Genomic DNA, 13978 nt, shown 5'->3' on the forward strand with positions numbered 1-13978 from the left:
ATTATAGACTCGCCTCCACTTCCGCGCGGGTTGGCATTCCGCCTTGTGCGCCGAATTTGGTTACCGACAGCGAAGCAGCCCGGTTCGCGAATTGAACACTTTCATATACCGGCTTGCCTTCCGCCAGAGCTACCGCAAAGGCTGCATTAAAGGTATCTCCCGCACCTGTAGTATCCACGGCTTCCACTTTATATGTCGGAACCAGCACTTCTTTCTCTCCATCGTAGTACCGGACACCTTGTGAGCCTTCCGTAATAAACAGTTTGTTCGGATACATGCGGAGCGCTTCCTGAATGTTCATATCCGGGAACAGCAGCGAAGCCTCATGCTGATTCGGCGTCAGATAGGCGGCCTTCTCAATGACTTCCGATGGAACAGCCCGGGCCGGTGCCGGGTTCAACATCAGGGGAATCCCGAATTTGCTGCACAGTTGACTTACAAGAACCACAGTCTCTTCAGGAATTTCCTGCTGAATCAGTACCATATCCAACTCCCGCAACACCTCCGACTTCATCTGCACATATTCAGGAGTTACCCGGTCATTCGCTCCCTTTACAACCACAATGCTGTTATCACCTTCAGCCAGCACAATGTGAGCTGTACCGCTTTCCGCATCTGTAACCGGTTCCACATTGCTTACAGAAACACCATTTGCCATGAAATTATTTAAAATCTCTTGGCCAAAGCCATCTTCACCCACCCGGCCAATCATTGTCACCTCGGCGCCAAGACGGGCTGCCGCCACAGCCTGATTCGCTCCCTTGCCGCCAGGTACTGTCTTAAAGCTCTCCCCCAGCACAGTCTCACCTGCGCCAGGCCGTTTGCTGGAGGTAACAACCAAGTCCATGGAACAGCTTCCGATTACACCTATCTTCGCCATATTTAATCCGCCTTTCTTGTCGTGCCCCGTTCAACAAAGCTGACGGGCAGTTGAATAATATGTTGATGAGCATGTCCATGCTCTACAAGTTCAATTAGCAGCTCGGCGGCGGCTCTTCCCATCTCGTAAGCCGGCTGATGAATCGTGGACAACGAAGGGTACACCAGATTGCTTACGGGGATATCGTCGAAGCCGATAATTTGCAGCTCCTCCGGCACCTTCCTCCCGAGCTTCAGCGCTTCATGAAGCACCGCTGCGGCGGCAATATCATTGCTGGCTATAACGCCGTCGGTCCATGGATACTCCGCAAACAGCTCCTTCGCCTTCAAGCCGGCTTCCTCATATGAGAATGAAGCTGTCAGTTGGACCTGAAATGCTGTCCCCGACTTCTCCAGAACCTCCACAGCGCCTTCGAACCGGTCCTGTGCGGGTCTAACATGCTTAGGACCTTGCTGAACCGTTATGTTCCGGCTCCCTCTGGAGATCATCTCCTGGGCAGCCATGCGTCCGCCTTCTCTGCCGTCCGCATACACGGAGGGCTTGTCTCCCGATGTACGGTCCAGGAACACAACAGGAAACTTCAGCTTGCTGTAAGTATCCGCAGTGTGATCGTTGGTGGAGGAAATCACTCCAACCACATTATTCTGCGTAAACGTCTGTATATAATCCTGCTCTTTATGTTCATCTTCATCACTATTTCCAAAAATCAACCGGTACCCGCTCTCCTGCATCCGGTCCTCTACCCCACGGGCAAGCTCCGGGAAGAAGGGGTTCGTAATATCAGGCAGCAGAAGCCCGATCAATTTCGATTTCCGTTTAAATAACGAACGCGCCACTTCATTGGGCGAGTAGTTTAATTGTTTAATAGCTTGCTCCACTTTCTGCCTGGTGCTCTCATGTACATAACCAGTCTCGTTAATGACTCTGGAGACAGTGGCAACCGAGACTCCCGCATGGGCAGCAACATCTTTAATTGTGCTCATTTCCTGTTCACCTCTAATGTGTGTAACCGGTTACTTATTCAAGATAACACATGCTTTTCATTTTGACAACAGATTTAATTAACCGCTTACAAGGTAATTTTAACCATAACCTATTTGAGTCTCTGCGAACCCCCGGTCGAGTTTCTGTTATAGCCAGCCCGTATTTGAAGCAAGCTTCTGGTGATTCGCGAGTACAAGAGCTTGGCCTCCCTTGGGAGCCAGGCTCGACACTCACAGCTGCAATCACGCAGGTTTCTGCAATTCTAATTATTGGAAAAAGGGACAAGCGCTGCACCACGCCCGTCATGAGCTGCAATCATACAGGTTCCTGCAATTCTGTTTATTGTACCTTCACACCGCATGCTCATTGGCTGCGCACAGCCTTCATGAATCTGGTCAAAGCTATATCCAACAAAACCCCTGCCACGAGCCAGAAACTGAAATGAATCACATAACATAACGGCTTCACATAGACGTTCGTGGCCGGATTCATATTCAGGCCGGTTATCCATCCGCTTAATTCTGCTAGAACAGGGCAGGTCAGGAATAACAGCAGGCTTTTGCTATCGTAACCCAGACTATGATGCACACAAATTGCGATAGAACCGATCAGGCACCAGGTTGTGATTTTTTTCAAAATGAACACGGCAAGGCTCCTTTAACCGATTGATTATCCCAACGTGACCACCAAACCACTAAACTTCTTAGCTCGGCACAACGTTCCGGAATTCTTACCTAAATCATAAAACTTCACGAACCTGATAAGGTTTAAGAAACCAACTCGCAATCATGATGTCCCATACGTCGTACAGCTGCAACCCTATTCCATAGCTCTGTTACACTTGTCTCCTTCTCTTAAAAACAACGATAATATCCCGCGAGGCCCCTTGTGACTGGCTCGTGTCAAAGCAGGATACCAGTTCCCAGCCCTCTTGGCCGTATGTATTCAGGGCATATTCAAATTCTTCCTCGTCGATTTTGCCGCCGAGAAAGCCGCCTGTTTTGAATTTGAGCGTTCTATATTCCCACTGTTCCAAAACAATCATTCCTTCCAATCTATCTGATTTGGCAGATCCTTACATTGAATTATAGCGGATGCTGCTATTCCAAATCCAATCTGCTTCCAAATTAGAACGAAACCGTTCCAAAGAGGACGGCTCTTCCAAATGCTGATCTTGCCTGCTCCGTTTCATCTGCTAATACATATATATTTATAGGCATAATCTGTTATTTCTGGGATAATGGAAATATCTTCTGTTGGAGGGAGCATGCTAATGAACCAAAATTCAATTATCGTTCTTATCTTATTAACTGTGGTTTTGTTATTTCTCTTCGGATTTATTATCAAGAACAGGAATAACCGGAAGTCCTCACCCCTCTCCAGAAAGCTCCGCAAGGCCCCGCCCGCCCCACCTGTTGCTGAGCCGGAGAGCCCTGCTTATGATTTGTTTTTGACGCTGAATGAAGCCATTCCCGAATCCTGGGCCTCGTCTCTTAAGGACAGGGTTCTGAAGGAATATCCTAATATGACGGAACACGAGTATGAATGGCGATGGATGGAACTCCGCCGCTTCTTCATGATGTGCTCCGTACTCAAGCAGGTTCCCATGTTCAGCAATGCGGTGGATGAGGTATGGCACGAAATGCTGATGTATACCTATGAGTACCAGCAGTTCTCGACCCGCTTTCTCGGTCAAATGCTGCATCATATGCCAAACGGTGAGCCTTCAAGACCCATGCCAGCGGAACGGGCCTGGTTCGATCTTATCTATGTGGAGCTGTTCGGCTGGAATCACCACAGCGCATTAATCTGGGGGCCCTTCTTCCGAAACCCCCTGCCAAAGGATGAACTGGAACCCTACAGGGACCCGGCCTCCAGATTAACTTCAGACAGCCGGTTCAACACTTGGGCTTATGAGCATTCAGAGGCTGCACGCAAAGCGATTGATGCTGTGCTGGATGGCCTCCGCTTCCGTGTTGGAATGGCTGGGGATAAGCTCGCGGCGGACCACCGCATGGACTTCCAGAATACCGATCTGCTGCTGGCCTCGGCGGTATTCTTCTCCATGAACGATCCGGATAATTTCGTGGATCATATGGTCCCGCAGGAAGATCCTCACCGCAAAGATAGCTCCGGGTGTTCCTCTGCCTCTGCCTGCGGCTCAGGCGGAGGTGATTCGAACAACTCCGGCTGCTCCGGAAGCAATTGCAGCAGCAGCAATTGCAGTTCAAACAGCAGCTGTGGCGGAAGCTCCTCATGTGGAGGCGGATGCGGGGGCGGCGGTGGGGACTAAATCCCAAGCAATTAGAGTCGGCTGTATCTAACAAAAACAAACCCTCTGGTCGATAATAACATAGGTACATATTCCTATTATCCATCAGAAGGAGAGCGACACATCATGAGAAAACTCGCATTATTAGTACTTGTCTTCGCCATGCTCGTGCCTGCAAGCATTACAGGGGCGGCTTCCCCCAAGTACACTGCCAAGGTCTATCCCGCGGTTCAGCTGGCAATGAATCCGAAGAAGCTGCCAGTCAAGCTTCCGAACGGTCTGACCATTGACAAGGAGCCGGGCGACAGCCTGTTCCCTGTGATCAAGCACGCTGGCAAGAAGGTCTGGACAGGGAAGAACGATTTTGAAGGAAGCGGAGATATTCAGTTTACACTGACCTCAGGTGGGGATACTTTCCTGTACACCATTTACTATATCGGAGCCAGCGGTGGAATGGGCGTGGATTTGGTCGGTGTCCATGCAGGCGGCAAAGTATTTGTGAAGAAGAAATTTAGTGGAATTGATGTCACCTCTAAATTTCTGAAGGCCGACTCTTTCGAAGTGGCGATGGAACGTCTGAATCCGAAGTGGAACCCGGCCAAGGATTCCAATGCCGAACGGCACAGCGGTATCTATGACGTTACGGTATACCAGCTGACGTCCAAAGGAATTGTGAAACAGAAATCCTATGCCCGCAAAAAATAATGCCGAAAAGAACCGTCTCAAAAGCAAGTAATCTTACAGCCAAGTGCAAACGGCTTCTTACAAAAAAGTAAGCAAGGCGCCAGTCCAAAGGATTATCCATGGGCTGGCGCCTTGCTATATGTCTACACACAAACTAATGAATACGCCGGGCAAAATCGACAAACTGAAACTTGTCCAACCGATGCCTGGACTCCGTGTATTGAAACAGGGTGGTGTCCTCGAGATAAACGAAATTCCGCACAACCACCACATGGGACATCCCCTTTAAATCAAGCAGACGGATATCCTCTTCCGTAGCTTCCTCCACGGAGATTTTCTTCTTAGCATAGCTGATCACCAGGTTCAGCGTGTGTTCCAGATAATCATAAATCGAACCGGAAGCAATCTCCTTGGTTAGAGATTGAACCGCTTCAAGCAGGAAATAATCCTTGTCGAGAATGACCTTCTCCCCTTCGATTTCCCGGACCCGAATCACTTCCCATACGGGCTCATTCACGCGGATTTGAAGAAAACCGGCAATTTCCTCCGGGGCCTGAATGATGCTGGTCTTGTCTACAATCGTCCGGGAGGGCCTGCCAATTCGCTCTGACATTTCTTTAAAGCTGATCAAACCGGTAATCGGAAAATCCATCCTGCCGATATCAAGCACAAACGACCCTTTTCCCATCATTTTGTGAATATAGCCGTTCTGGGAGAGCAGGTTAAGCGCTTTGCGTACCGTTTCCCTCGTTGTCGTGTATTTCTCGGCAAGCTCGCTCTCTGATGGAAGTTTCGTTCCGGCAGACAGCAAACCTCTTTGAATCTGCTGCGCGTAATCATTGTAAATATTCAAGTATATATTTTTGTTCAACTTAGATCACCTTCTACAGTCTACCATAATGCGTATGGACAGAAGAAGCGCAGTCTTATCAAGACCACGCTTCTTAAGGCAAGACCACAATTACCGTCTGACATCAAGAGGAAAGCTGAACTTTGAGAATAACATCACGGTTGCCGTTAACCGGACCGTCTGGATGCTCCTCTACCCTGCCAACCACATCCTGCCCGTCAGGAATTATGACCGGAGTGATCAGCGGGAGACCTGCCTCCAGTATCTCCTTTTTGTCAAATTCAATTAACAGCTGTCCGGCCTTCACCTCATCCCCAGCCTCGACATGCACTGTAAACCCTTTGCCTTTCAGCGAGACCGTATCAATGCCTATATGAATTAGAATTTGAACCCCGCTCTGGTGCTCCAAAATAACAGCATGCTTGCTCTTGATCACATGAACCACTTTCCCGTCAAAAGGTGCTACTACCCGGCCCTCAGTCGGCTCGATAGCAATTCCCTGGCCCATCTGCTTCTCGGCAAATGCAGGATCTGGCACCTGCTCCAGCGCGATCGCCTTACCGGTGAGCGGAGAGCGGATTTCCAGAACCCCAGCGGATGCGGGCTTGGTTCCATCTGCAGAAGATGCCTTATTTCCTGTGCTGTGAGCAGATTCGGCTTGATTTTCCCCCACAGAAGCCTCTGAATTGCGCCGGCTTACGACCTTGCCATACAGAACCGTTAGCAAGAAGGGAACAACCAGAACGATCCCCATGCCCGCAAAGAATACAAGCCATTGATTAGGGAAGATGGATAAGAATCCTGGAATTCCCCCTACCCCGATAGAAGAAGCCAGCACATGATTCAAGGTGAGCAGAACTCCCCCTATGGCTGAACCGATCATCCCGAAGATGAACGGGTATCTATAACGGATGTTAACCCCGAAGATCGCCGGCTCAGTGACACCCAGAAAGGCGGATACAGATGAGGTTACCGCGAGACCCTTGGCTTTTTGCTCCCGAAGAACGAACAGCATGGCAAGGGCTGCCGCACCCTGGGCAATATTAGACAGGGCCAGCATCGGCCACAGGAAGGTACCGCCCTGGCTGCCGATCAGCTGTACGTCCACCGCGAGGAAGGTATGATGCATCCCGGTAACCACGAGCAGCGCGTACAGGCCGCCGTACAGCAGACCTCCTAAGAACGGGAATGCATGGAAGATATAGACGAGACCCGAAGTAATGGCATTGGCGATCCCGAAGGTAACTGGGCCGATTACGGTGAACGCCAGGAACCCTGTTAGGAGAAGTGCAACGGGCGCTACAACCAGCAGTTTGATGGAATCGGCAACTCTTTTATTCAAGAAGCGCTCAATCTTGGCCAGCACATAGGAGGATACCAGTACAGGGAGCACTTGGCCCTGATATCCAATCTTCTCAATATGCCACCCGAACAGATTCCACATCGGGATAGCTCCCTTCGCAGAAGCTTCGGCGTAACCGTAAGCATTCAGCAAATCCGGATGGACCAGGATAAGTCCGAGCACAATCCCAAGCAGCGGGCTTCCACCGAACCGGACTACGGCCGACCAGCCAATTAATGCGGGCAGAAATGCAAACGCTGTGCTTGCGATTAGATTGATAATCGATGCGAAGTCAGCCCACGCCGGGTAGACCTGCACAAGGGACTGCCCTTTATAAAAAATATCCGGACCGGTCAGAATATTGTTGATCCCGAGCAGGAGACCTGCAGTTATAATTGCAGGAAGTATTGGGATGAAAATATCTGCCAGCGTTTTGATGGCCTGCTGAACCGGATTGATCTTCTTCCCGGCCGCTTTCTTCACTTCATCCTTGGAAGCACGCTCGCCTCCCGTGATTTCAAGCATTTCATCATAGACCTTATCCACCAGTCCTGGTCCAATGACAACCTGGAACTGGCCTTGAGTCGAGAAATGCCCTTTAACCAATTCATTGCGTTCCAACGCTTGTTCATCCACGATGGAATCATCTAGCAGTACAAACCGAAGCCGGGTCACACAGTGTGTCGCAGCTTCAATATTTTCTTTTCCGCCAACAGCCTGAACAATTTGTTCAACGCTTTGTCTGTTGATCGCCATCCCACTCAGCTCCCTTGCTCTTCATAATTAAGGGGCAATCCGCCCTCATTTATCCTCTTATTACCCACATATAGGAAGCGTATGGGGTTAGAGGGGTTTCCGCCTGAAGTCCAGGCGCTGCCCCGGTATTGCCGATAAGCATCTCTGCCTTTTTCCCTGCCACATACTTGTCGTGGAAGCTCTTAGGCAGCTTGAATACCGTCTCCTGGCTGCTGAAGTTGGACAGTACGACTAGCTGTTCCCCTTCACTGATTCTAGCGTATGCAAAAACCTGCGGATGCTCCTCATCGAGCCGCTGGAATCTCCCCTCCGTCAACACCTGCAGCTCCTTGCGAAGTGCGATAAGTTTCTTGTAATGGTGGTAAACGGAGTTAGGATCTTGGAGCTGCTGCTTCACATTTATTAGCGGATAGCGCTCATCCACTTTGATCCAGGGCGTGCCGCTCGTGAATCCGGCATGGGGGCTGTCATCCCACTGCATCGGGGTTCTGGAGTTGTCTCTGGAGCGCTCGCGGATAATATCCAAGGCTTCTTCCGCTGTTTTGCCCTGCTCCTGGAGAAGCCGGTACATATTTCTCGATTCAATATCCCGGAACTCCTCAATGCTGTTCCACTTCGGATTTGGCATCCCAATCTCCTCACCCTGGAAAATGTAAGGGGTGCCTTGGAGTCCATGCAAAGTAGTTGCAAGCAGCTTGGCACTCTCCACCCGGTATTCCCCGTCATCCAGAAACCTCGACAAAGCCCGCGGCTGATCATGGTTGTTGAAGAACAGGGCGTTCCAGCCTCCTCCCTCCTGCATGCCTGTCTGCCAGTTGGAGAGCAAGCTCTTGAGCTGCTGGAAGTCATATGGCATGAGCTCCCACTTCTGGCCGTTCGGATAATCCACCTTCAAGTGATGGAAATTGAAGGTCATGGAGAATTCCTTTTCCGCCGGGTTGGAATACCGCAAGCAATGCTCCATCGTGGTGGAGGACATTTCGCCAACGGTCACCAAATTGTATGGACCGAATACACGATCGTACATTTCTTTTACATACTCATGAACCTTTGGTCCATCTGTGTAGAACCTCCGTCCATCTCCAGGGGGCACACTGCCGTCATCATCCGGGAAGCTCCGATCTTTCGAGATCAGATTGATAACGTCCATTCGGAAGCCGCTGACCCCTTTCTCCGCCCAGAAGGTCATCAGCTTCATCACTTCTTCCCTTACCTTCGGGTTCTCCCAGTTCAAATCGGCCTGCGTCTTATCGTATAGAGTCAGGAAATACTGGCCCGTTGCTTCATCATACTGCCAAGCCGGGCCGCCGAACTTGGACTGCCAGTTATTCGGGAGCCCTCCATCCGGTCCCGGATTCCTCCAAATGTAATAATCCCGGTAAGGGTTATCTTTGGATTGTCTGGATATTTTAAACCAAGGATGCTCCGTCGAAGAGTGGTTCACAACGATATCCAGCATCAAGTGCATGTCCCTGCGCTTAATCTGGGCAGCCAGCTCATCGAAGTCTTCCATCGTCCCATACTCCGGATTAATTGCGCAGTAATCAGCCACATCGTAACCGTTATCATTTTGCGGGGAGACGTAGACAGGCTGAAGCCATACAATATCAATCCCGAGATCTTTCAAATAGTCAAGTTTGTTAATGAGTCCACGGATATCTCCCTCACCGCTGCCCGTCGTATCATTGAAGCTCTTGGGATAGACTTGATACACCGTGGACTTTCGCCACCAATCATGAGCTTTGCTATTCTTCAAGGATAAACTCCTCCTTTTAACTTTCATTCCTAAACAACGATGTAAACCCTTAACTGCAGCGCTTACATCACTAACCTGTATATACAAGTTAAATACTCCGTTAATGATAGACCTGTATATACAAGTTGTCAATTATAAAATTAACCAATCCCCTCCCAGTTAAAACCGAAACGGGATCGTACAGAAAGGCAGCCCCTGATTTGGTTTAGGAGTTCAGCCTGTGATCGAAAAGCTACGAGAACGAACGCCTCGCTCCCAATGCTGCCTAGTTTTGGATTTCTTGATCAAATAGAAGGTAAAAATAGCACAGCGCCAGCCCAAGGGTAACACCCTTGGACTGGCGCTGTGCTTATTTTTTGCAATAAGCCGTCTACTCTGCAGAATGAACGTTTTATTGTAACGGAATATCGGCTCTTCCAGTTCTCATTACAGATGGCCTATGCTCATACTCAATCAAGGCCGGATATAACAGAGTTGCTGTGAAAGCTCCCAGCGCGCAAATAGCCGGGGCCGCCTCTAAGGTTATTAACGTAGAAGTTAAATACAGGATAGGGCTAAACAGCAGTATCCCCGGTACAGCTACGAGAGTATTTATCCACCAAGGGCTCTTCTTATGCCACTTAAAGCTGGCTAGGAGACCGAGCGTGCTGAACAACAGCGGCCAAATCAGAAGATAACTTCCTCCGGGAAGATAAAGTGCGGTGACGATGGATGCTATTACCCATAGGAGCAGTGTGCCTGCCCACATATTTAGGCTGTTTATGTACTTGGAGATAAGGCGGGCTGCAGCCGCAACAATAACAAATGTCAAGATTAGCAGTGCGAATAAGGAGTAGTCACTGATTTTAGAATCCAAAAGTATGGCTGCCCATTGCTGGTCACTGACGATGAAGCGGACCATTTTCCACACCAGGGTAATGACCCCATACACAATCAGCAGGGTTCCCGCAGAGAGCAGAAAGGCCGTTCCGGTCCTTTTCACATTGAGCGCTCTAGACCGCAGGCCCAGCCAGATCATAATAGCGTACAAGAGCACACCAATCGCAGCGAGCCAGATCGCCCAAGACTGCGGATAACTGGTCATAACCGAAGCGAACACGTTGAAGAATACCCGATTCTCCTGAGGAGGTGTAGTCAGATCCAATTGGCCGAAATGTCGTGTTAAGGCAAGCATATATTCGCCCTGATGCTGAAGACTTCCCGGGTCCAGGTTCTCCGGGGTGTCAGACGGACCGTGATAGGCATCTATCCCTCCACCAAACGCGAAGTTCAATCCTTGCAGGCCCCCTCTGCGGAGAACTGTCATATCGGTGTCGTTCGGCATCATTTTATATAAATTGTAAATGAGTGAATAGGCATGTGGAGTTGGAGCCGCTTTAATAAACTCCTGGACCAGCCATCCGTTGCCGTCACTTGTCTCGAACATAAGCGAAGGGCCTTGGTTACCTCTCGCCTCAAAGTTAAGCGCAAGCCCCGCATCCTTTGCCCAGGGATGTTCCTTCATGAACGCCTTTGCGCCCAGCAGACCCATCTCTTCCCCATCCGTCATCAGCACAATAACATCATTCTTCAGGCTTCCGGATACCTTTATAGCCCGTATAGTCTCAAGAATTGCCGCTATCCCTGATCCGTCATCACCTGCTCCAGGACCCGTAGGGACCGAATCGTAATGAGCTGTAAGCATAAGTGCTTTACTATTATCCGTTCCAGGGATGCGGGCAAGAATATTCTCAATTTCAGCTTCAGTTTCGGTCTTATCCGGATACCGCTTGTACTTAACCGTTGCCTTTTGAACCTCCGGCTGTAACCCAAGCTGTCTCAACTCAGAGAGCAGATAATCCCGGACTTCCTTTTGCGCTGCTGATCCCAACGGGTGTGGCTGCTTCGCAATCACAGCGAGCTTCTCAGCCGCACGGGCTGATGAGAACTGGTCTGCCGCCGCATCTTTTCCTAAGGGCTCAGGCGCCCGGATCGGCAGTAAACCAACAAAGCCAACAGCTATCACGATGACCAGAATTACCAGAGATTTCAACCACCAAGCGATTTTGAACTGCTTGTTACCCTGCACATTCTCAACCCCTTACATATATTTCTTTGTCCTTCCCTCTTAATTTTACAAAACAAAGCATAATAAATCCAATTTGTACCAGACAATACAAATCACTCCTTATTACGGAACCGTGAAATCACCAAAAAGGCCGTCCGGGGGACGGCCTCCAATCCACTTAGTTTATTTTATTGGGTCAACATTAAATCTTCTTGTACAATTCAAATGTTACCTAATCCCACAGGTGAGCATGCTTCCCGTCTTGTCAATTTCCCGGACGACCCGTTTTACCGAGGCCATCAGCTCCCTAATATCAGCCGTCTTCAGGATGTAGTCGCTGATACCGAAACGCATGGCTTTTTGGACATCGAAAAAGTCTGCCTGTGCCGTATATATAATAATTCGAATCGCTGGATGCTGCTTCCTGACCCAGGATAACAGCTCAAAACCTCCTTCGAAAGGCCTCTTGATATCCAGCAGCAGGATATGAATCGCGTGCCTCTGCAGCAATTGCTGTGCCTCCTGTACATGAAATGCCGTATGTATCTGCCCAATCTTCTCCGTGCTCCAATCCATATCCATTAAAGCATTGGAATGACCATCCGCGATCATCATATTGTACATTGTCATTCACCTTTTCTCTATAGGTTCAACCGTTCCATGAACCTGTTTGATTTGCTAATATTATAATTAAATATGCCAGTAACATAAATATCCGATCTAGTTCAAAACCTCTACTATTTGGCTGAAAGGTGATCACTATGGATGTAAGGCTGCATGCCTGCGCTTATTCTCTACATACCAAGTCTTATAAAAACAATCTGAACAGCCCTCCGTTCTACCTGTTCCGGCTGCAGGTGCTGGGCCGGTGCCGGGCCTGGGTGGACGGGGCCATGCGCGAGATTGAGCCTGGTGATCTGCTCTTGTATCGACCAGGAGATATGTACAAGCTGCATGTAGAGGAGTACAAGGGAGTTACGGAGAGCGGAGATTATTATTTGCTCTGTGAAGGGAAATGGGTGGACGAATGGTGGAACCGGATGCCCCGCAAGGCTTATCAGCACGTTCACCTGGACGATGGAATCGTCTCCTTGTGGCAGCAGCTGTCCATTGAACAGCATCGGCTGGAGGGAAGCCGAACTGAACTGATCCAGCACCTGCTGTGTGCGCTGTGTCTGATCTTTGACCGGGCTTCCGATCAGAGCTGCTCCAAGCCAGGTTCACCTTTGCGCACCAATTGGGTGGTGGGCAGCATGAAGCGTTACATCGAAGAGAACGCACTAGAGACGTTTCGCATTGAGGATGTTGCTAAGATGGCCGGGCTGAGCGTGTCAAGAGCAGTACATTTATTCAAAGAGGTGCTTGGTTATACGATGATCCAGTATGCCCAAGAGATCCGGCTGTCCAATGCGTTGGAACGGATAAGATACACCGACTGGAGTCTCGAGCATATTTCGCAAAGCTGCGGTTTCGGCACGTACTCCTATTTTCACAAATTATTTAAGCAGAAATATGGGGTATCTCCTAAGCTTGTCCGCCAGCAGCCGGTTAACGCCGAATTCTGGGACAATCTCAAAGCCCGCGGGAACTACGAGCACCCGGTGTCAGGGGTTACATCCGACGCACGCAGGTATTTCAATTCAACCAATTAATCATAGATTTCCAAGATAGAGGAGTTGTTCAATTTGCAAATATCAAAAACCAATGCCATGCGTATTCTGGACCGTCACCACATCAGCTACACGCTTCATACCTATGATAACAAAGACGGCCAAATTCACGGCACAGCCGTGGCTGAGAAGATTGGCCTTAATCCGGAGACTGTATTTAAGACTTTGGTGGCCCGGTCCGGGAACGAGCTGTTTGTTTATGTCATTCCAGTAGCGGAAGAGTTGGACCTGAAGAAAGCAGCCAAGGCAGCAGGACAGAAGAAAATTGAAATGCTTCCGGTAAAAGAGCTTTTACCTTCTACCGGGTATGTGCGGGGAGGCTGCTCACCCGTTGGGATGAAGAAGAATTATCCCACCTTTATAGATATATCCGCGGCTTCCCAGAATACAGTTGCCGTCAGCGCGGGAAAAGTCGGAATGCAGATGGAAGTACAGCCTGCTGAGCTGGCAAGCTGTACAGGTGCTGTATTCGCAAGCTTAGTCAAAGCCCCGGCTGAATATGAGGCTTAGTCCTGGAACAGAAACCGGGAATCGTCTAGGTATTGGAGCACCAAGCCTGGCGATTTCCGGATTACTCTCGTGCAGATCCCCACTTACATGAACCATCGTTTAACCCACACTCCCCTCTCACAATAAATCCGATGCCCTGTCCCCCACATTGTTCATCAAAAACTCATGAAAACCTCATGATGAAGCCGAAAAGCCCATGCTATAATAAACACATGATTTAGATTAAG

Annotated in this window: 13 protein-coding genes; 4 read left to right on the plus strand and 9 right to left on the minus strand. The window is 49.5% G+C overall.

The window, feature by feature from the left end:
* Position 1 precedes the first annotated feature (1 nt).
* The 4 genes from rbsK to BN6628_RS14695 all read right to left on the minus strand — a co-directional run bounded on the left by rbsK (position 2) and on the right by BN6628_RS14695 (position 2900).
* Positions 2-880: a ribokinase gene (gene rbsK, locus BN6628_RS14680; RefSeq protein ID WP_068618649.1), complete on the minus strand. Its 879-nt coding sequence runs from the start codon at positions 878-880 to the stop codon at positions 2-4.
* A 2-nt stretch (positions 881-882) separates the two neighbouring features.
* Positions 883-1863, minus strand: coding sequence for a LacI family DNA-binding transcriptional regulator (locus tag BN6628_RS14685; protein WP_068618651.1), 981 nt, complete (start codon positions 1861-1863; stop codon positions 883-885).
* A 364-nt stretch (positions 1864-2227) separates the two neighbouring features.
* Positions 2228-2509 (minus strand): hypothetical protein, encoded by a 282-nt coding sequence (locus tag BN6628_RS14690; RefSeq protein WP_068618653.1) that lies wholly within the window; start codon positions 2507-2509, stop codon positions 2228-2230.
* Between the two features lie 190 nt (positions 2510-2699).
* Positions 2700-2900 (minus strand): DUF4177 domain-containing protein, encoded by a 201-nt coding sequence (locus BN6628_RS14695; protein WP_068622320.1) that lies wholly within the window; start codon positions 2898-2900, stop codon positions 2700-2702.
* Between the two features lie 237 nt (positions 2901-3137).
* Here BN6628_RS14695 and BN6628_RS14700 point away from each other — a divergent pair, with 237 nt between their 5' ends.
* Together BN6628_RS14700 and BN6628_RS14705 are read left to right on the plus strand one after the other, a co-directional pair.
* A complete protein-coding gene (locus BN6628_RS14700) occupies positions 3138-4157 on the plus strand; it encodes a glycine-rich domain-containing protein (protein WP_068618655.1) in 1020 nt (339 codons plus the stop codon).
* 105 nt (positions 4158-4262) lie between these two features.
* Complete coding sequence (locus BN6628_RS14705; protein ID WP_068618658.1) at positions 4263-4841, plus strand: hypothetical protein; 579 nt, start codon at positions 4263-4265, stop codon at positions 4839-4841.
* A 133-nt stretch (positions 4842-4974) separates the two neighbouring features.
* On the opposite strand, the gene treR is transcribed toward BN6628_RS14705, so the two are convergent.
* From treR to BN6628_RS14730, 5 genes are all read right to left on the minus strand, one after another.
* Complete coding sequence (gene treR / locus BN6628_RS14710; RefSeq protein ID WP_068618660.1) at positions 4975-5691, minus strand: trehalose operon repressor; 717 nt, start codon at positions 5689-5691, stop codon at positions 4975-4977.
* Between the two features lie 103 nt (positions 5692-5794).
* Complete coding sequence (gene treP / locus BN6628_RS14715; RefSeq protein ID WP_068618662.1) at positions 5795-7768, minus strand: PTS system trehalose-specific EIIBC component; 1974 nt, start codon at positions 7766-7768, stop codon at positions 5795-5797.
* Positions 7769-7817: 49 nt separating this feature from the next.
* Positions 7818-9524 carry an alpha,alpha-phosphotrehalase gene (gene treC, locus BN6628_RS14720; protein ID WP_392397640.1) on the minus strand — a complete coding sequence of 569 codons (1707 nt, stop codon included), beginning with the start codon at positions 9522-9524 and terminating at the stop codon, positions 7818-7820.
* Positions 9525-9915: 391 nt separating this feature from the next.
* On the minus strand, positions 9916-11592 hold the full coding sequence (locus BN6628_RS14725; RefSeq protein WP_068618666.1) for a M20/M25/M40 family metallo-hydrolase: 1677 nt from the start codon (positions 11590-11592) through the stop codon (positions 9916-9918).
* Positions 11593-11799: 207 nt separating this feature from the next.
* Complete coding sequence (locus BN6628_RS14730; RefSeq protein ID WP_068618668.1) at positions 11800-12195, minus strand: response regulator; 396 nt, start codon at positions 12193-12195, stop codon at positions 11800-11802.
* A gap of 137 nt (positions 12196-12332) precedes the next feature.
* Here BN6628_RS14730 and BN6628_RS14735 point away from each other — a divergent pair, with 137 nt between their 5' ends.
* Together BN6628_RS14735 and ybaK are read left to right on the plus strand one after the other, a co-directional pair.
* Positions 12333-13223 carry a helix-turn-helix domain-containing protein gene (locus tag BN6628_RS14735; RefSeq protein ID WP_068618670.1) on the plus strand — a complete coding sequence of 297 codons (891 nt, stop codon included), beginning with the start codon at positions 12333-12335 and terminating at the stop codon, positions 13221-13223.
* A gap of 33 nt (positions 13224-13256) precedes the next feature.
* Positions 13257-13751 (plus strand): Cys-tRNA(Pro) deacylase, encoded by a 495-nt coding sequence (ybaK, locus tag BN6628_RS14740; protein ID WP_089153556.1) that lies wholly within the window; start codon positions 13257-13259, stop codon positions 13749-13751.
* Positions 13752-13978 lie beyond the last annotated feature (227 nt).

Origin of the sequence: Paenibacillus tuaregi (assembly GCF_900086655.1) — a bacterium.
GTDB classification, from domain to species: Bacteria; Bacillota; Bacilli; order Paenibacillales; family Paenibacillaceae; genus Fontibacillus; species Fontibacillus tuaregi.

Coding starts and splice junctions, on each gene's coding strand:
- rbsK (WP_068618649.1), bottom strand. CDS start 880: ATGGCGAAGATAGGTGTAATCGGAAGCTGTTCCATGGACTTGGTTGTT.
- BN6628_RS14685 (WP_068618651.1), bottom strand. CDS start 1,863: ATGAGCACAATTAAAGATGTTGCTGCCCATGCGGGAGTCTCGGTTGCC.
- BN6628_RS14700 (WP_068618655.1), top strand. CDS start 3,138: ATGAACCAAAATTCAATTATCGTTCTTATCTTATTAACTGTGGTTTTG.
- BN6628_RS14705 (WP_068618658.1), top strand. CDS start 4,263: ATGAGAAAACTCGCATTATTAGTACTTGTCTTCGCCATGCTCGTGCCT.
- treP (WP_068618662.1), bottom strand. CDS start 7,768: ATGGCGATCAACAGACAAAGCGTTGAACAAATTGTTCAGGCTGTTGGC.
- BN6628_RS14730 (WP_068618668.1), bottom strand. CDS start 12,195: ATGTACAATATGATGATCGCGGATGGTCATTCCAATGCTTTAATGGAT.
- BN6628_RS14735 (WP_068618670.1), top strand. CDS start 12,333: ATGGATGTAAGGCTGCATGCCTGCGCTTATTCTCTACATACCAAGTCT.